The 20192-nt window shown below is 50.0% G+C and carries 3 protein-coding genes; all 3 read left to right on the top strand.

Features of this window, described 5'->3' with window-relative positions; translation table 11 throughout:
- The first annotated feature begins 2 nt into the window (after nt 1-2).
- From L3V45_RS11550 to L3V45_RS11540, 3 genes are read left to right on the top strand one after another with little or no spacing between them, the layout of a single operon-like run.
- Nucleotides 3-7721: a type I polyketide synthase gene (locus tag L3V45_RS11550; RefSeq protein ID WP_236837002.1), complete on the top strand. Its 7719-nt coding sequence runs from the start codon at nt 3-5 to the stop codon at nt 7719-7721.
- Nucleotides 7722-7743: 22 nt separating this feature from the next.
- Nucleotides 7744-13899, top strand: coding sequence for a type I polyketide synthase (locus L3V45_RS11545; protein ID WP_234949385.1), 6156 nt, complete (start codon nt 7744-7746; stop codon nt 13897-13899).
- Nucleotides 13896-20111, top strand: coding sequence for a beta-ketoacyl synthase N-terminal-like domain-containing protein (locus L3V45_RS11540; protein WP_234949384.1), 6216 nt, complete (start codon nt 13896-13898; stop codon nt 20109-20111). Before L3V45_RS11545 ends, L3V45_RS11540 begins: the two co-directional genes overlap by 4 nt.
- Nucleotides 20112-20192: the final 81 nt, after the last annotated feature.

Here is a 20192-nt window from a genome sequence, read left to right as displayed (position 1 = left end):
GATTGGCAGTTGCCACCGATCAAGTCAAAACGTTCCTGCAGAAAATCAGCCATACGAATTATATCGTCCGGGATCATCGCGTTCACCAAATCCGCGTCCTCCCGGGCGTGACTTTAATAGATATGCTGTATCGGCTCGCCGCCGGGTATCTCGGTGAAAGGCCTATAGAATTAAGACAGATTATTTTTAAGCAGCCTGTTGTAACATCTGAAGAGTTTGATAAACACCTGTATGTCACCTTTACGCCGGCGCGTGACAGCTGGAAAGTTGAGATTACAAGCGAAAAAGCAAAAAACGGCACACCGCTTGGCGGAAAACGGGATGAGAATATGGAATGTCAGCTTTATTTGCAAAAAGACACGCCCCGGGCAAAAGAGCTGAATATTGAAGCATTCATGAAAAACGCAAGCCGAAAATGGGACATGCATGACATTTACGGAATTGCAAGAAGAAGCCATATTGAGCATGGCGAGTTTATGAAAAATGAAGGGGCCGTTTATCAGCTTCAGGATAAAGAAGAATTAATGGAGCTCACTCTGAGTGATTTGGCTGAAGGATTCCGGGAGAAATTTAAGGCGCATCCGGCTTTTTTAGATGCGTCCACCCTTGCCGGCTCTTCCTTTGCATTGTCGGCCCAAAAGCAGAATGACACACCGTATATTCCTTTTATGATTAATCGTTTTTGCATATATCAGCCGTTTCCGAAAACGATTTACACTTATTCTGCGAAAAACAGCCGCACTGAAAGCGGCGCATCAGATAGCGAACCTGATTTTTATTCGGCCGACTTCACGATTTACGACAGGGAAGGGAACGTATTGGCCGAATGTGAGAAACTGACAGTAAAAAGGGTCAGACAAGCGAATATGATTACCCATCTGATAGACAAAGAGAAGCCGCCTCAGCAGAACAGAAACGGCCGTGGAGAGCCCGAAAGTCCTGTGGCCGCAGAAGACGTGTCTGAACAGCAAACGCCGGAACAAAACATGGTGACTTACATAAAGTCGGAAATCGCCAGGCTGATCAATCGTCCGGCACAGGATATTGATGTGCGGAAAGGCTTTTATGATATGGGGCTTGACTCGGCGCATTTGCTGAAGCTTGTAAAGATATTAGAGCAGACTTTTCAGCAGCAGTTTTATCCGACACTGCTTTTTGAATATTCATCTGTCCGCCGCCTTGCGGATTACCTTATCAATGAAGCGGGCTGTGTGCTGAAAGATTCGGCCGAAGAACGGCATACATCAGACGCTGACATTGCTGATGAGGTTCTGTTTTTTGAACCCGCCTGGAAAGATCATCCGCTGGAAACGGCGGTGCAGAACGGGCAAAAACACACCCGTCATCTTATTATCGCTGCCGATGCAGGACCCCGTCTCACCGGTGAACTCGGCACACATTGCCCGGAAGCGGAAGTGATAGAACTGAAAAGGGAGCATGAGGTTGCAGATGAGCAGTTTGGAGCAGATGCCGAGCTTATATTTCGTATGCTTAAACGGGAACTGACAGACCATCCGAAAGAACATACATTGATTCAGCTTGTATGCGCCGTTGAGAATGGAGCGGCATTGTCTTCAGCTCTCGGGGCTATGCTGAAAACGGCACATCTGGAAAATCCGGCTCTTCGCACTCAGGTGATCACCTTCTGTGACAAGAATGAGAGATTGCCAAGTGAGACGGCCGCAATCATTAGAACAGAAGCAGACTGCTCTCATGCAGGCTGCACAGACATTCGGTATAAAGACGATATGCGGCAGATCAGATTGTTCGAACGTATTGAGAAACCGGGCGGACAGACACAGTCTCCTTGGAAACAAAACGGCGTATATGTCATTACAGGAGGTCTCGGCGGTCTTGGATTTCTGCTTGCCCGTCACCTTGCAGAAAAAGAAAAGGTGAAGCTCGCACTCATCGGGCGTTCGCCGGAACAGTCTGAGAAGATCAGCAGACTGAAAGCATTGGGAGCGGAAGTTCTTTACGTTCAAGCGGACATCGGCAGCAAAGCCGAAACAGAGCGGGCATTTGCTCAGATTACAGAAACTTTCGGCCGTCTGACGGGCATTTTTCATTGCGCCGGTGTTTTAAAAGATCAATTTATCATCCAAAAAGACAGTTCTGACTTGAAGAGGGTGTTCCTGCCGAAAATCAGCGGCCTGATTCATGCGGACGAAGCTTCACGGCATGAACCGCTTGAATTTTTCGCCGCATTTTCCTCATTCTCGGCGTTGACCGGAAATGCGGGCCAGACAGATTATGCCGCAGCGAATGCTTTTATGGATGAATATATGAAATATCGCGATTGCAAAGCGGAAAAAGGCGAACGGACCGGGGCTTCTATGACGATCAACTGGCCGCTTTGGGAAGATGGCGGCATGCAGGTTGACAGTTTGATGAAAGAGATCATGAATGATGCAACCGGCACCAGCCCGCTTCCGGCCGGGGAAGGGATGGCTTCACTAGAATATATGCTGCGTCTCGGCAAGCTGCAATCCGTTATTTTATACGGGAAGGAGCCTGCTGTAACTGAAAGCATGGCCCGATTGGTTCCGGTGGCAGACAAGAACCGCTCTTCATTATCCCATGCAGCTGTCAAGAGAAGGAGCCGAAAACAAGAGAGACATACAGAAGAGCACGATATTGCCGTAATCGGATTGGCGGGAAGATATCCGCAGGCGGGAAGCATCGATGAATTTTACCAAAATCTGCGCTCAGGTAAAGACTGTATCACAACAATGCCGAAAGACAGATGGAAAGGTTATCCTTTCTCATATGAAGCAGATCAGTTCTACCGTTACGGAGGATTTTTAGATCGCATAGACAGCTTTGATCCGCTGTTTTTCAATCTGACTCCGCGCCAAGCTGAAATGATGGACCCGCAGGCGCGGCTGTTTTTAGAGACGGCTTGGGAAGCTTGTGAAGATGCCGGTTTTTATCAGGACAGAACGGCGCGCGGGCCATCTTCACAAAAAAGAAAACGCGTCGGGGTATTCGCAGGTGTGTTTTGGAGCCATTATGAGCTGTTCGGCGCTGAAATCACACAGTGGGGCACACCGCTGTCTATGGGCGTGACGCCTGCCTCCGTTCCGAATATCGTGTCTCACTGCCTGAACTTTACAGGGCCGTCAATGGCTGTTGATACGATGTGCTCTTCTTCGCTCACATCCATACATTTGGCATGTGAAAGCATTAAAAGGGGGGAGTGCGAATTCGCCATTGCCGGCGGTGTTAATGCGGTCACACATCCGCATAAATATGCGTTTTTGGCGAATGCCGGATTTCTGTCTTCAGAAGGCGTCTGCAAAAGCTTCGCCGACGGCGGTGACGGCTATGTGCCGGGAGAAGGCGTCGGCGCGGTGTTGCTGACAACCGTTCAAGAAGCGGAAAAGATGGGCTGTCCGATATATGGCGTCATAAAAGGCTCCGCTTTAAACCATGTCGGAAAAACATCCGGTTTGACCGTGCCTGATCCGGCATCACAGGCGGAAGTCATTACAGATTCCTTTCAGAGTGCCGGCATTGATCCGGAGACATTGAGCTATATTGAAGCTCACGGAACGGGTACGTCTCTGGGTGATCCGATTGAAATTGAAGGGCTGAGCCGCGCTTTCCGTAATTGGACAAACAAGAAGCGGTTTTGCGCCATCGGCTCTGCCAAATCAAATATCGGCCATTTAGAAGGAGCCGCCGGAATCGCCGGATTAACAAAGGTGCTTTTGCAGCTGAAGCATGGAGAAATCTTTCCGTCATTGCACGCGGACACGCTGAATCCCCATATTCCATTTCCGGATACGCCGTTTTATGTGGCGGACCGGCTGGAAGAATGGGAACGGCCGTCACATCCTGACCAGCCGAGAAGAGCGGGTTTAAGTTCTTTTGGCGCCAGCGGGAGCAATGCCCATTTTGTCATAGAAGAATATCTGCCGCCGCAGGCTGAAAAGAAATCGCTGAGTATACGGGAAGACGAGCCGGTTCTGTTTCTGCTTTCGGCAAAAAATGAAGAACGGCTATTGGAATATGTCAAACGGTATGACCGCTTTTTACGGGAAAAAGAAGTCAATCTTAATGACCTGGCCTACACGCTTCAAGCGGGCAGAGAAGCGATGCCTGAACGGCTGGCATTGATCGTTACATCCGTTTGCGGCCTGCAAGCGAAACTGAAGGATGTGCTTGAACGGAAAACGGAAATTGAAGGGTGTTTCCGCGGACGTGCTCAAGATGATATTTCAACAAGTGGAATGGCCGAACTTTTGAAAAACAAGCAATATTCCAGATTGCTCACTGAGTGGGCAAAAGGAGCCGCCGTTGACTGGATCCAGTTATACGAAGGAGAGAAGCCGAAACGGGTCAGCCTTCCTGTATATCCGTTCGCGAAGGAGCGGTATTGGGTGCCTGTGCCTGCGGATATCCGGAAACAGACAGACGAACCGGCGGAAAACCAAAAGATCATTCTTCAAAAAGACTGGAAGCAGCAAGATCCGGCGGAGTCTGAAGCATTATCAGGAACAGTAATGATACTTGCAACTGATAAGACGAGCCGATTGGCCGATGCTCTATTTAAAGGAAACGGCCATATTGAAACGATCTGTTTCATCCATCAGGCAAAAGACGGCGCCGATTATTACGCTGCCGCATCGGGGCGAAACCTTTACGGCAGAGTGCGGGAGTCTCTTCAAAACAAACAGATACTCGGGGTCGTCGACATAACCGCATATGATGCGGAATATGAACGGCGGGAAGATATAGAATACGGAAAGCTTGCCTTTTTACAGCAGGTTCTGGAATTATTCCGTCATAGCGGCGCTGTGCTCAGCCAAGTGACACACCGCCTCCAGCCTTTCAAGGAAAGTAAACCTCTGATGCAGGGGGCGAAAACGGCGGGGCTGTACCGGATGCTGGGCGCTGAGTATGCCAACATTCATTCTTTTACGATAGATAGCGATTGTGCGATTGAGCATACAGAAGAATTAAGCAGACAGATTGAAACTGAATTTTTACAGCCGCGGGCCAAAAGCGGCAGTGAATGCTGCTACAGGCTGAATCGCCGTTATGTGCCGTTTCTGAAGCCGGGTACGAATGTGTCTGCGGTGCCTGAGCTTTCCTATTCGTCTGATGATGTGCTGTTAATAACGGGCGGATCGCGCGGGATCGGCGCAATTGCGGCGGAGCATGCCGTTTCACGCGGGTGCAGAAAACTGGTCATCATGGGGCGGGAGCCGCTTCCCGATTCCTCGGAGTGGGAAGACATGAAAAAGGATGGCATTCTCCCGGAAAAAGCCGAGCGGATGCAGAGGTTAGCCGAGCGGGGCGCGGAGATCCGTTATTACAGCGTTTCTCTTACGGATCAAAAGGGGCTCCGGAACATGACGGACAGCATCCGCGGCACAATGGGACCGATTACCGGTGTTTTTCATTGCGCGGGTGCAATGGGAGAACACCCCGCTTTTTATAACAAAACCGAAACTGAAATCGAAAGCGTTTGCACGCCGAAAGTAACAGGGCTTGGCGGTCTCTATGAAGCCGTTCGGAATGAGCCGCTGTCGTTTTTTATTTTGTTCTCATCCGTTTCGGGTCTGATCCCTTCGCTTGCTGCGGGGCAAAGTGACTACGCGATGGCTAATTCATTTATGGACTCTTTTGCAAATCATCAGGCAGGCAAAGGAAACGTGTTTGTTAAAGCCGTTCAATGGCCCGTCTGGAAAGAAACCGGCATGGCTGAAGGCCTGCCGGAAACACCTGCTTATCAAAAATCAGGACTTTCCAGGCTGTCTGCCGAAGACGGACTGAAGTTTTTAGATTACATCATATTAAACGGACAAAGCTGCGGAATTCCTTGTGTTCCCGAAGACAGTAAGGCTGATTTTGGTGATCTTCTGAAGGTGAAGAAAACTGAAGCTCCCATGAAAAAAAGCAGTGCCGGTGACCAAAAGGTGAAGGATATGATTCGTCAATGGGTGCGCACCGTTTTCAGCGAAGAACTGAAAATGACGGATGAGCAGATAAAAGATGATATGCCGTTTGATGAATACGGGATTGACTCAATACTCTTTGCGGAATTGGTTCAATCATTGCAAAAACGGATCAGCATCAAGTTAACACCGTCCTTAATGCTTCAATATCAAACGATTACAGAAATGGTTGACTATTTCGCAGCGCATCATGAAGCCGATTTTGTGACAAAAGAAAATGGTTTCGTTCAAGACGGGGACGTTCAGCCTGATGTAACCGCCGCCGCTGAAGAGAGAACATCCATGAAGCCGAAAGCGGATACCGAAGACGATATTGCCGTCGTCGGCATCTCCTGCCGTTTTCCGGGGGCGGGCGGAACGGATGCTTTTTGGGAGCTGCTGATGAAAGGGAATACTGCCATCCGGCCTGTCCCCGCATCGCGCTGGCATGCAACAGCAAATGCAAAGGATTATGCGGGGTGGATTGATGATATCGACATGTTTGATGCGGGCTTTTTCGGCATCTCTGAAAAAGACGCGGCAATTATGGACCCGCAGGCGCGGATCATATTAGAAGAAGCGGTTCATTCCGTTTATGATGCCGGGTACGGCCAAAAGGATTTGTCGGGCCGGAAAGTCGGCGTGTACATCGGCGGCAGGGCGCAGCCTTCAGCCGGTATGGAACATATCCTGCAGGCGCCTAACCCGATTTTGGGGGCGGGGCAAAACTATTTGGCGGCCAACATTTCACGATTTTTGAATGTCACAGGGCCGAGCCTTGTCGTGGATACAGCATGTTCCTCAGGGCTGATCGGGCTGTCCTTTGCAAAAGACGCCCTTTTGGCCGGAAGGATTGACGCGGCCTTAGTCGGTTCGGTGAGTCTGCTCTTATCTCCGTCCGCGCACCGGTTATTCGGAGCGCGCCATATTTTAAATGAGAACGGCGTGTTTCATATATTCGACCGTGAATCAGCGGGAGAAGTGCTCGGAGAAGGAGCGGGGGCGGTTTTTATCAAGCGATTGAGCGATGCGGTGCGGGACGGAGACCGCATTTACGGCGTCATAAAAGCCGTCTCGGTAAACAATGACGGCCGGACGCTCGGTCCCGGTTCACCGAATATAAGAGCGCAGAGAGACGTCATTCAAACTGCGCTTAATATGGCGGAAAAGTCGCCTGAAGACATTGGATATATAGAAGTGAACGGAGGCGGTTCCCCAATCGTTGATTCGGTGGAGATCAAGGCGCTCTCAGATGTCTATCAGCTGAACCGGAAAACGCTTCTGCCCTGCCGGATCGGATCGGTGAAACCGAATGTAGGGCATTTGCTTCTGTCTTCAGGTCTTGCGGGCTTCATCCGATGTGTGCTGAGCGTCTATCATAAGCGGATTCCGCCTTTCTTATCAGCGCGTGACCCATTTGAACATTATGACTTTGAAGCGTCGCGTATTCATTTTAATCGTGAACCCGTTGATTGGCATTCAGAGAAGAAACCCCGCGTCGCAGCTCAGAGTTCATTTCCTGACGGCGGGACAAATGCTCATATCCTCGTTGAAGAATACAGAGGTGAAAGACAGCGGGAACATCACCGGTCGCCTCAGCCGCCGGAATTCAGAAAAAAACACTACCCGCTTTTGGGCGGCTGGAACAGCACGGAAAGTGAACCGGAAAAAACAAGTAATGAAAAAACGGACATTGCGGATCTTTTAAAGAAATATGAGAAAAAAGCAGAGACAAGCACTGCACCTGCAGACTCGTTCTGGCAGGTGACAACGTGACGTTTTTAAAAGGGGACTAACCATGAAAAAAACAGTGAATCTGCGCCTGACGGCAGAGCATCCCATTATGAAAAACCATCTTGTTCACGGAGAATCTGTCATGCCCGGTCTGGCCTATATTGATATGCTGTATCAGCTGGCAAAGCAAAGCCTTGATCTTTCATTCCGTTCAATCTGTCTGAAACGGGTGACCATTTATCATCCTTTATCAGTGAAGCGGTCAGAGCGGCTTGATGTGAGTGTCATATTCAGTAAAGAAAAGGAGTTCTGGACTGCCTCGATTTGCGGGGCGGATTCCGGGACGGTTTTCTTATCCGCGGAGATGCATGAAGAAGTCTTTTCATCAGACAGGCGTCTTGACGCAGGGGAGAAAAAACAACAAGCCGCACTTCCATCAGTCTCCTTGCATGCGGTTTACGAAGCCGCGAGAAGCCGCGGACTGTCGCATGACGGGCTGATGAAGCCGGAGGGAGAGATCTATGCTTATGAAGAGGCATGTTTCCTTGATATTCGGCAGTCTGGTTCATGCCGGGAAAATCTCCCCGGCACGCTCTTTCATCCCGCGCTGATGGACGGTGCCGCCATGGCCTCCGGCGTATTGCAGACAGCTGCAGGCGCCGAGTTGTTTTTACCGATTTATTTTGAGTCGTTTATTGCCGCTGAGACCGTTACGGAGCGCTGTTACGCGGTGATTTCGAAAAAGTCCGGCACGCCTTCTGAAATGGTGAAAATGGATATTGACTTTTACAACCTCAGCGGTGCGCATATTGCTTCACTGCTCGGCCTGACAGCCAAAAAGGTGCGGACAGACCGGCAGCTGACACCAGGCGTTCAGCAGATGGAGGAAACCTTATACCGCATTTTCTCGACATACGTAGGCCGTCCAGTCACAAGAAATGATGCGCACACCGTGTTTTTTGAATTAGGTCTTGAATCGTCACAGCTTCTGGCCATTATTAAAGACATCGAAGGGGCGTTTGATCTGCGTCTGAATCCGACTCTTTTATTTGAGTGCAGCAGCATGTCCGAACTGCTCGAAGACATAAAAACAAAAGGAACAGATGAATCTTCCGGCCTTGTCGCGGATGCAGCACCGGTCTCTGAAACACAATCAGGCAGTCAGACATTTACTTTCTATGAACATGAAGCATTCCTTCAGGATCATCTGGTTTTCGGCAAACCGGCACTGATGGGCGTAGTGTATCCGTGTCTGGTGCTTGAAGCCTCCGGAGCGTCTCATTCCGGCACGTGTCCCGCCGAGCTGAAAGATATCCGCTTTACGGGCGGGCCCGTCACGCTGGAGCCTGGTGAGGCCGCGCAGATTGACATTTCATTTGCGGCAGAAAAGAGTGCCGAACGCTTTACCGCAAGCTGCACTGTCTCCGGTAAAGAAAGCCGGAAGACATGTGCGGAAGGAGAAATAAGCAGATATACAGAGGCACCCATAAAAAAATCATATGACGTTGAGCAAATGAAGTCGCATGCACAAAAGGTGGCGCCGGATGTCATTTCCCGTCTGTACGATTCGGTTGCCGACTTCACGATAGGCCCGATGCTGAAAACGGTAACGGCGGGATACAAAATGAGTGAGAGCTCCTTTTTATTGCAGCTGGACTTATCAGGAAAAAAAGAAAAAGGCGATCTGCATCACTTTGCATTTGACCCGCTTATTTTGAATTCATGTTATATGTCGCTCGGTGAAGAAGAATTGCAGCTGAAAAAGCGGATTCACGTCCCGCTCATGATTGAGAGGCTGACGCTTTACGGACCTGTCATGTCTGATACCGTCTATGTGGTGAATACAATCAAACATAAAAAAGACGGGTTTCTCTCATTTGATGCCGCAATCCTCAGTCATACCGGGGAACAGCTGGCGGAATTGAAAAATGCGTCTGTGAAAGAAGTGCTTCAGCCAAATCGGCTTGAAAATGCGTCTTTTGCCCCGTCCGGGAATCAAAGCCGTCAGGAAACGAAAGGAAAACCGCTGGATATTGCCGTTGTCGGGATTTCCGGCAAGTATCCGCAGGCCGATGATATCGATGCGTTTTGGGATAATCTCAAACAAGGCAAGGATTGTATTACCGAAATTCCGAAAGACCGCTGGAAATGGGAACATTACTTTTCCGAGGACCGTACGGCGCCGGGAGCGATCTACAGCAAATGGGGCGGGTTCATTGACGGGATCGCCGATTTTGATCCTGAGTTTTTTAAGATTTCCCCCCGGGAAGCGGAACACCTTGATCCCCAGGAGCGGCTGTTTTTAATGCATGCTTGGATGGCCATGGAGGATGCGGGATATACGAGGACATCACCTGAACTGGGGCGTCAGGTAGGCGTGTATGCCGGTGTCATGTATCAGGAATACCCGCTATTCGCGGCTGAAGCGGGAGTGAAAGGACGGCATATCGGGCTCCCCGGCGGGATTTCATCCATTGCTAACCGTGTCTCCTATTTTTGTGACTTTCAAGGGCCAAGCATTTCGGTCGATACGATGTGTTCGGGTTCGCTGACTTCATTGTACATGGCGTGCCGGGATCTGCGGGATCATCGGATTCGCGCGGCGCTTGCCGGCGGAGTGAATCTCACCGTTCATCCTAACAAGTACTTCATGCTGAGCCAGGGGCAGTTCATCTCATCTAAAGGACACTGCGGAAGTTTCGGCGCGGGAGGTGACGGCTATATTCCGGCAGAAGGGGTCGGGGTGCTGCTTCTTAAACGTTTAGAAGACGCCGTACAAGACGGAGATCGGATTTACGGCGTCATTAAAGGAGCTGCCATTAATCACGGCGGGAGAGCGAGCGGTTACACCGTCCCGAACCCCAAGGCGCAAAGCGAAGTCATTTCTCAAGCTTTACAGGAAGCGGGGGTATCTCCGGGCCGGATCAGCTATGTGGAAGCGCACGGGACAGGGACGAAATTAGGCGATCCGATTGAAATCCGGGCTTTAACCGATGCATTCGGTGATGTTCCTGAAACATGTCTTGTCGGGTCTGTCAAATCAAATATCGGACATGGGGAATCGGCAGCAGGCATCGCCGCAGTTACAAAAGTGCTGCTGCAGATGAAGCACAAACAAATCGCCCCATCCTTGCATGCTGATGTTTTAAATCCGAATATTCAATTTGATGGAGGGCCGTTTTCCGTCTGCCGTGAATTAACAGATTGGAAACGGATTTCAGCAGACGGAGAAGAACAGCCGCTCAGGGCGGGAATCAGCAGCTTTGGTGCGGGCGGTTCTAACGCGCATATCATTATTGAAGAATATGAGGCTCCTGTCAAACAAGCAATCAGCAGCCAAGAGCCGGCGGTCATTCTGCTGTCTGCGAAAAATGGCGAGCGTCTGACAGAATATGCGGAGCGCCTTCTTGCTTTTCTTCAAAAGAAGCATATTGATAAGCCGGACTTATTTGATGTCGCGTACACTTTACAAGCGGGGCGCGAAGCGATGGATGAGCGGCTGGCTCTCATTGCGGACTCCCTTAAGGAGCTGGAGGACAAGCTCAGATCGTACTTGGAAAATGAAAACGCACCGCATCTTTACAGGGGACGGGCGAAGCGAAATCACGAGACAGTGGCTGTGTTTGAATCTGATGAAGATTTGCAGGAAGCCATGGTTAAATGGCTGAAAAAGAGAAAGTACGGTCATTTGCTGAAAATGTGGGTGCAAGGAGTTGATGTGGACTGGAACTTGTTATATTCGGGACAAAAACCCCGGAGAATCAGTCTTCCCGCCTATCCGTTTGCAAAAGTCAGATGCTGGATTCAAGATGAAGCCGAGGCGGTTTCAAAAAGGGATGACGGCAAAACGGTGATCCATCCGCTGCTCCATGAAAACACATCCGATCTTTGGGAGCTGAAATTCACCTCTGTTTTTACCGGACGGGAATTCTTTTTCACTGATCACTCAGTCAATGGACAGAAGGTGCTCCCGGGAGCCGCCGTGATCGAAATGGCCAGAGCGGCCGTTGAGCGTGCCGCATACGCTGTGCCGGACGGACGTAAAGGAATGTATTTGAAAGATCTCATATGGATGAGGCCTGTCATTCATAAAGGGACGGATGTAGAAGTCCATATCAGCCTTATTCTTAAGGAAAATGAAGACATTGAATTTACGATTTACAGCCTATCGGAAGAACCTGGGGGAGAACGGATTTTATACAGTAAAGGCACCGCCGTATCGGGAGAGATAGCAGCGGCTCCGTCTGTTCATTTAGAGGGCTGGCTGTCCGGCTGCAGCCAATCGGTTATGACGTCTGATGAGGTTTATCAGGCTTTCCGGCATGCGGGTATGATCTACGGGCCGAGCCATCAAGGCATTGATCAGCTGATGATCGGAGAGAGGGGGGCTGCAGCCCGGCTGTCGCTGCCGGAAACGGCAGACAGTACCGCCGATCAGTTTGTCATCCATCCGAGTCTTCTGGATGCCGCGTTTCAGGCGTCACTGGGTGCCGGTTCAGATACTGCCGGAGACACTCCGATGCTGCCGTTTTCCCTGCGGCAGGCAGAAATATTTCAGCCGACTCAGAAAACGATGTGGGCGCTTGTCCGCAAACAGAGCGATCGGTCAGATAACGGAGCGCTGACGCTGGATATTGATTTATGTGATGAAAACGGCGCTGTTTGTATGAGATTGACGGGCTTCTCCTGCCGGGCTGTCCGGCAGACAAACCAAACCGAAAGCAAACGGCAGGAAGTTCAGACGGCGATGCTTGCCCCTGTTTGGGACAAAACTTTCTTTTCCCTGGAAGAAAATCGAGCGGTTGATCAGGAACAATTGCTGATCATCGGAAAGCCGGGAAATACCATAAAGGCCGCGGCAAAAATGTGGCCCCGCGCCCATCTGGCGGAGACGCCGGATCATTCAAGCGAGCAAACATTACGTGAATTGACAGCCGGTTATCAAGATATCCGCCATTTCTTATGGATTGCGCCGGATCGTTTCGCACCCGCATCCGCCAGTCAGGAAATGCTTGATGAGCAGGAGAATGGGGTGATTCAATGTTTCCGTTTCATCAAAGCGCTGCTGTCACTCGGGTATGGAAACCGAAACATCAGCTTTACGGCGGTCACCCGGCAGACACAGTCCGTGTATCCGGGTGATCTCCCGCAGCCTGAGCATGCAGGCGTACACGGTTTGATCGGTTCATTGGCAAAAGAATATCCGAACTGGGACATCAGGCTGATTGATGCAGAAGAAGGCAGTGATTCGTCTGAGATGAAAAACATCTGGCGCCTTCCTCCAGATCCGGACGGAAATGCTGCCGCGTACCGTAACGGAGCTTGGCACAAGCAAAAAACAGTCCGGGTGCTGACAAGTTCCGCTCCGCGTATGTCGTACAGAGAAGGCGGCGTTTATGCTGTCATCGGCGGAGCGGGCGGCATCGGAGAAGCATGGAGCAAATACATGATCACCCGTTACAAAGCACGGATGATATGGATCGGCAGGCGGCCGAAGGATCAGGAGATTCAGAGCAAAATAGACAGGCTGGCCCTATCAGGCCCCGCGCCGCATTATATACAGGCTGATGCTCAAGATGCCGCAGCGCTTAAAGCGGCCGTCCGTTCCATAAGAGAGCGATACGGCAATATAACGGGAGTCATCCATTCCGCGATAACGCTTGCCGACAAAAGTATGGCGAATATGGATGAAGCTTCTTTCAGAAACGCTTTTTCAGCTAAGGTGAATACGAGCGTCCGAATGATCGAAGCTTTTAAGGGAGAACCGCTTGATTTTGTGCTGTTTTTCTCATCCGTTAATTCTTTCACAAAAAATGCCGGGCAAAGCAACTATGCGGCAGGGTGTACATTTCAAGACGCCTTTGCCCGCCATATCGCTTCCTTGCTTGATTGTGAAGTGAAAGTCATGAATTGGGGATATTGGGGCAGTCTGGGCGTTGTATCAGACCCGTCTTACAGAAAACGGATGGAGGCGTCAGGGATCGGTTCTATTGAACCCGATGAAGCAATGGAGGCGCTGGAAGTCTTACTATCAGAACCGTTCAGCCAAGCGGCATTCATCAAAGCTGCTCCGCACGGCTTAGCCGCACTGACGGATCAAGATGCAATATCGGTTGTATCCGGCCCGGAGCCTTCATTTATGGAAAGCGTCAAGCGGCAAAATCCGGATCGGAATGAACGGCTTGAGACTTTAAAACGAGAAATGGAGTTGCGCATATGAACAGCCTTCTTTGCAAACTGCTCTTTTATCAATTACAGTCAATCGGGTTTTTCAGCGAGCCTGTCACCACACCTGCAGCATCCATGCGGAGCGCCGGCGTGATCGGCACATACGGCAGATGGCTGGAAGAAAGCCTGAATCTATTAAAAGAAAACGGATATATCGCGTATGACGGATACACGATCACTCTTCTCGCGGATCAGCGCCCGGACGGCCGCACAGTCTGGAATGAGTGGAATGCCCATAAACGCCTGCTTCCCAAGGGGGAGCTTGCGCAAGCTGAATTGGCCGAGGCGACGATAAAAGCGATGCCTTCAATTTTAAAAGGAGAACGTCCGGCTACGGATATCGTATTTCCCGATTCATCAATGCGGCTCGTTGAAGGTGTTTATAAGCATAATCCCGTTGCGGATTATTTTAATGAAGTGTTAGCAGATTCCGCGGCCGCTTACCTGAAAGCCTACCTTACAGAACATCCCGATGCCCGTATCAGGCTGATAGAAGTAGGGGCCGGGACGGGCGGAACGAGCGCCATGCTGTTTACAAAACTGAAACCATTTGCAAAACAGATTGCGGAATATTGTTATACGGATGTTTCTAAAGCTTTTTTAATGCATGCCGAACAGGAATACGGACCTGACGTGCCGTATTTGACAACAGCCTTGTTTAATGCAGAGGAGCCTTGCGAATCACAAAATATCAAAACGGGTGTTTACGATATTGTCATCGCCGCCAATGTGCTTCACGCCACAAAAAATATCGGTTTGACGCTGCGCCGTCTGAAAGCGCTCCTGAAATACAACGGGATGATTTTGATAAACGAAATCAGCGATCGTTCTGTTTTTACCCATTTAACCTTCGGGCTGCTTGACGGCTGGTGGTCCTATGAGGATGCTGAGCTTCGGATTCCGGGAAGTCCCGGCCTATATCCAAAATCGTGGGAGCGTGTGCTGCATTCGGAAGGATACAGAGCGGTTTGTTTCCCTGCTGAAACGGCTCATGATTTAGGTCAGCAGATTATCGCAGCTGAGAGTGACGGACTCGTTCGGATGCAAGGGATCAGAGACGGCAGAAAGCCATACGCCGCCCCGGCCGAAGTTTTCCGAAAGCCCGCACAGCCTGTTTCCCGCAGCCGCGCGCCAGAGGAGCATCAAGCTGTTAAGGCTGATGGGGAATCGGTCGCTTCCCATGTCCGCTCTGTCATCAAAACAAGTATTGCCGATGTATTAAAAATGAAAGAAGAGGATATTCAGGAAGAACTGAATTTCTCTGAATACGGCATTGATTCCATTTTGGCCGTCAATGTGATTAACGAGATTAATAAGCGATTGAATCTTACACTGCAGACAACGATTTTATTTGATTACTATCATGTGAAACTGCTGACCGGTTATATCTCGGCAGAATATGAAACCATCATAGCCTCATCTCTGGAGACCGAAAGAGCGAAAATCCGCCCGGCGCTTCAGGAAGAACGGCCTGCTGAAAAACCTTTGAAGACGGAAAGAAAGGAAAACGGTTATCAGAAACCGAAACAAGAACGGATGCCGCTTTCTTTCGCAAAGTCCGATGACTCGGGAATGTTCCGGATTGTGATTGACCGTCCGGGCGGCATTGAAGATCTGACGATTGCCCGCAGTGAAGTGCCCGAGATAAAAGATGACGAAGTTCAAATAGCCGTCCGCGCCTTTTCTTTAAACTTCGGAGACTTGCTTTGTGTCAGAGGGCTGTATCCGACGATGCCGCCTTATCCGTTCACTCCGGGATTCGAAGCAAGCGGCGTCGTGATCAAGACAGGGAGGCATGTAACATCCGTCATTCCGGGTGATGAAGTGATTGTCGGCATGGGAGAGGAATTTGGCTCTCAGGCGAATCTCATCACATGTAAAGAACATCAAGTCTATCATAAACCGGCCCGGCTGACCTTTGAAGAAGCATGCGCTCTTCCTACCGTGGCGGTGACAATGATAGACGCCTTCCGGAAAGCCGGACTTAAAAAAGGCGAAAAAATATTAATTCAGACCGCGACGGGAGGAACGGGGCTGATCGCGGTGCAAATGGCCCGGCATATCGGCGCGGAAATATATGCAACGGCCGGATCACAGAAAAAAATTGAGTATCTGCATTCGCTCGGGATCCACAATACCATTTGCTATTTGGAAGAAGATTTTGAAACGGAAATCATGCGAATGACCGGCGGCCGTGGGGTGGATGTTGTCATTAATACCCTGGCCGGTGATGCCATGCAAAAAGGAATGAATTGCCTGGCGCCGGGCGGAAGATATATCGAAATTGCCATGACTGCGCTGAAATCCGCTAAATCAGTCGACTTGTCCGTCCTTCATAACAATCAATCGTTTCACAGCGTGGATTTGCGGAAGCTCTCCCTTCAAAATCCGGATCAGGTCAAAGACTATCAATTGGAACTGCAGCGGCTGGCGGAAGAGGGAGTCATTCAGCCTGTCATCTCAAAAATCTTTTCCTTTGAAGACATAAAAGAAGCGTATCACTGTCTGGATGACCGCGGAAATATCGGGAAAATCGTCATCAGCGTTTCTGAGCCGTATCAAATGACGTACCGCCCCGAACAAAAGGATCCGGCCGAAACGGTAAAATCAGCAGCTGTGTTACCTGAAAAAGAACCGATCGCGATTATCGGGATGAGCGGGCGGTTTGCTGAATCGGAGAATGTCCATGAGTTTTGGGAAAACTTAGCCGCTGGACGGGATCTGATTAAAAAAGCAGACAGATGGGATGTCTCTGACAGTCAATGCCAGTATGGCAGTTTTATAGAGGGCATTGAATGTTTTGACCCCGTTTTCTTTCATATATCAGGACGTGAAGCGACCTATATGGACCCGCAGCAGAGGCTGTTTCTGGAAGAATCATGGAAAGCGCTTGAAGATGCGGGATATGCGGGAGACTCGGTAAGAGGCCGGGAATGCGGCGTGTATGCCGGCTCCTGCGGCGGAGATTACCAGGCCATTTTTAAACAGCAGGGGCCCGCGCAGGCTTTTTGGGGCAATCATAATTCCGTCACTCCGGCAAGGATCGCCTATCACCTTAATTTACAAGGGCCGGCGATCACTGTTGATACAGCATGTTCCAGTTCGCTGACAGCCATTCATTTGGCATGTCAGGGGCTCTGGACGAAAGAAACGGAAATGGCGGTGGCGGGCGGGGTTTTCATTCAATCCACTCCCGCTTTTTATCAGTCGTCAAATAAGGCGAATATGCTGTCACCGACCGGGCGCTGCCATACGTTTGATCAAAGCGCGGACGGCTTCGTGCCGGGTGAAGGCGTGGGAGCGGTGGTGCTGAAACGTCTTAGCGACGCCGTCAGTGACGGAGATCATGTGTACGGCGTCATAAAAGGCTCTGCAATGAATCAGGACGGCGCTACAAACGGAATAACCGCTCCAAGCGCGCTTTCTCAAGAACGATTGGAACGGCATGTCTATGATACTTTTCACATTAATCCGGAAACCATTCAAATGGTGGAAGCTCACGGAACGGGCACTGCACTGGGCGACCCGATCGAATTCAGCGCCTTAACGCGCGCTTTCCGCCGCTATACGGATAAAAAAGGATATTGCGCCATCGGCTCTGTGAAAACCAATCTCGGACATGCCGCTGCGGCCGCGGGGATGGCCGGATTGTTTAAAATCCTGCTGTCGCTGAAGCATCGGCAGATTCCGGCTTCCCTGCATTTTCATCAAGCCAATCAGCATATTCAATTTGCGGACAGCCCGTTTTTTGTGAATGAAAAGCTGATACCGTGGGAACGGAATCCGGATGCACCGCGCAGAGCCGCGATCAGTTCATTCGGATTCAGCGGAACAAATGCCCATCTTGTTATTGAAGAGGCGCCGCAAACCGTGCGCCGGTCACCGGCAAAACCGGCCTGCCTCATTCCTTTATCTGCGCGGACGGAGCGTCAGCTGGAAATTCAGGCAGAACGCCTGCTGGATTCACTCAGCAAGAACAAAGACAGCGATCTGGGAAATATAAGTTATACGCTCCTGCTCGGCAGAAAGCATCTGCATCACCGGTTTGCCTGTATCGTAAGCAGTGCGGACGAACTGAAGCGGGTATTATCGGAGTGGCTTGTAAAAAGAGAGCTTCCGGGTGTGTTTGTGTCCAATTTGAAGGACCAGAAGCCGGCAGACGAAGCCGGAATGAAAACATTCGGAATGGAATGCATTGAACAGTGCTGCTCGGCGGCTTCACCCGCACAGTACAGAGAAAGCCTGGCACATATCGCTGACCTTTTTTGCAGAGGATATGATCTTCCTTTCACACGGCTTTTTGACGGAGGGCAATATTATAAAACGCCGCTTCCTGCCTATCCGTTTTTAAAAGAAAGGTATTGGGCGGCTGATGTAAACAGTTCTTTACCAGGCCAAGCCATGAAAAAGTCTGAAACGCAAACCGTTCCCCCGTCTCCGCCACAGCCTGAACATGAAGGTCTGATTTCTCTGAGTCCTTTAACTGAGATCGAAATGACAGCGTTTGAACCGGAGACATTGCAAAAACCGATCGTCTTACAGCCTTTGGATTGTACTGTTTCTGTCCAGCAGCCGGAAAACGCCGTTTCCGAAGACAATAGAACATTGCTTGAAGAATTGAGGATAAGCCTGGCAGATATTTTATTTTTGTCGCCGGAAGATATTGATGCTGATGAGCCTTTCATCGACATGGGGCTTGACTCCATTATCGGGGTTGAATGGATACAAACAGTAAATAAAACGTACCACATTGGGATTACTGCCAATAAGGTGTATGAACACCCGACGCTTGAGGAGCTTGCGGAATATATAGCGGGGCAAATAAAGAAACCCGAGTATGCTGAAGCGGAGGAAACAGCGGTACGTCCGCAAATCCCGGAAGCAGAAACTCCCCTTGCCGGCATCTCTGACGGCACTTTGCGCAAAGAGCTTAAAGAAAGCCTTGCGGACATCCTGTTTCTGAAGCCGGAAGATATTGATGAGCATGAGGCATTCATTGACATGGGGCTGGATTCTATTATCGGTGTGGAATGGGTTCAGTCTATTAATAAAACCTATCAAGCGTCTATTACGGCAAATCTGGTCTATGAATATCCGACAATCGCAAAATTAGCCGGGTATCTGACCGGTTCCGTTCAAAAAGACACTGATGAAGTACATGAGGAACATACGAAACAAAACGATATATCAGAAGAGACAGATGATCAAGAACCGCCCGAACTGATCTGTCTTAACCCGGGGGAAAAGGGAAGACCGATTTTCTGGTTTCATTCCGCGCTGGGGGCAGTGGAGCTGTACCAGCCTGTTGCCGAACGGACCGGGCGTCCTTTTTACGGAATTCAGGCAAGAGGATGGATGACAGACCGGGAACCGATCCGCGGCATTAAAAACATGGCGGAATATTACGTTAAGCTCATACGTACCGTGCAGCCCCGGGGGCCTTACGATGTAGGCGGCTATTCATTAGGGGGCATGCTCGCTTATGAAGTCACCCGGCAATTGCAGCTGGCTGGAGAAACCGTTGAGTCAATCGTCATGCTCGACTCCTTTGACTCGGCGGGTGCGCGGGAAATAAACATTCCTGATGAATTATTTGATAAAAATATGATGCTGCAGACGGTGAACATGGCTTTATTTGCACCGATCTATCAACATCCGGAACGCATTTCTGAAACCTTGATTCACCGTGATGAACTAGATGCCGATCTTCATGAAGACATATTTTTAGAGCAATTAATAGCAAAAGCCAAACAGCGGGGGTTAACGAAGACGGACGCGTTGGTGAAAAATCTGATCAGGCAGAATATAAACGTTCAGGACGCTTACGAAATCACTGATTACGAACTCCTGCCGCTTCCGGATCCGAACGGGGTGACATGCTATTATTTCCGAAATAAAAACGGTATTTTCTTGGGTGAGCTTGATCCGTATTTTACGATCAGGGCCGATATTTTATCCGCTGATTTCGTCAACTACTGGAGCCAGTGGCAAGAGCATATGACAAACATCGCCATCATGGATGTGGCGGTATCCAACCATATGACGTTATTGGCTGAAGACAGCGCAGCCGAAACGATTTCTGAATTTTGCGGCGTTTTATATTCGGCAGACGGAATGACAGAACACAGCTTTCTGAAACTGCAGGAAAAGATACTGAACGTGCATGGTGAGATGCTGAAGCAGCCCGCCAAAATAAGACCGTAAATTCACATATCCGCCCGCCGGGTTTACTCGTAAGCTTTGGCGGGTCATTTCAAATCTTGGACACATCTTGGAGGAATGAAA

It is taken from the genome of Bacillus sp. R45, from assembly GCF_021729365.1.
Classification (GTDB): Bacteria; Bacillota; Bacilli; order Bacillales; family Bacillaceae; genus Bacillus; species Bacillus velezensis.
Note: the sequence above shows the minus strand (reverse complement) of the source record. Positions and strands in the feature narration are given on the sequence as shown.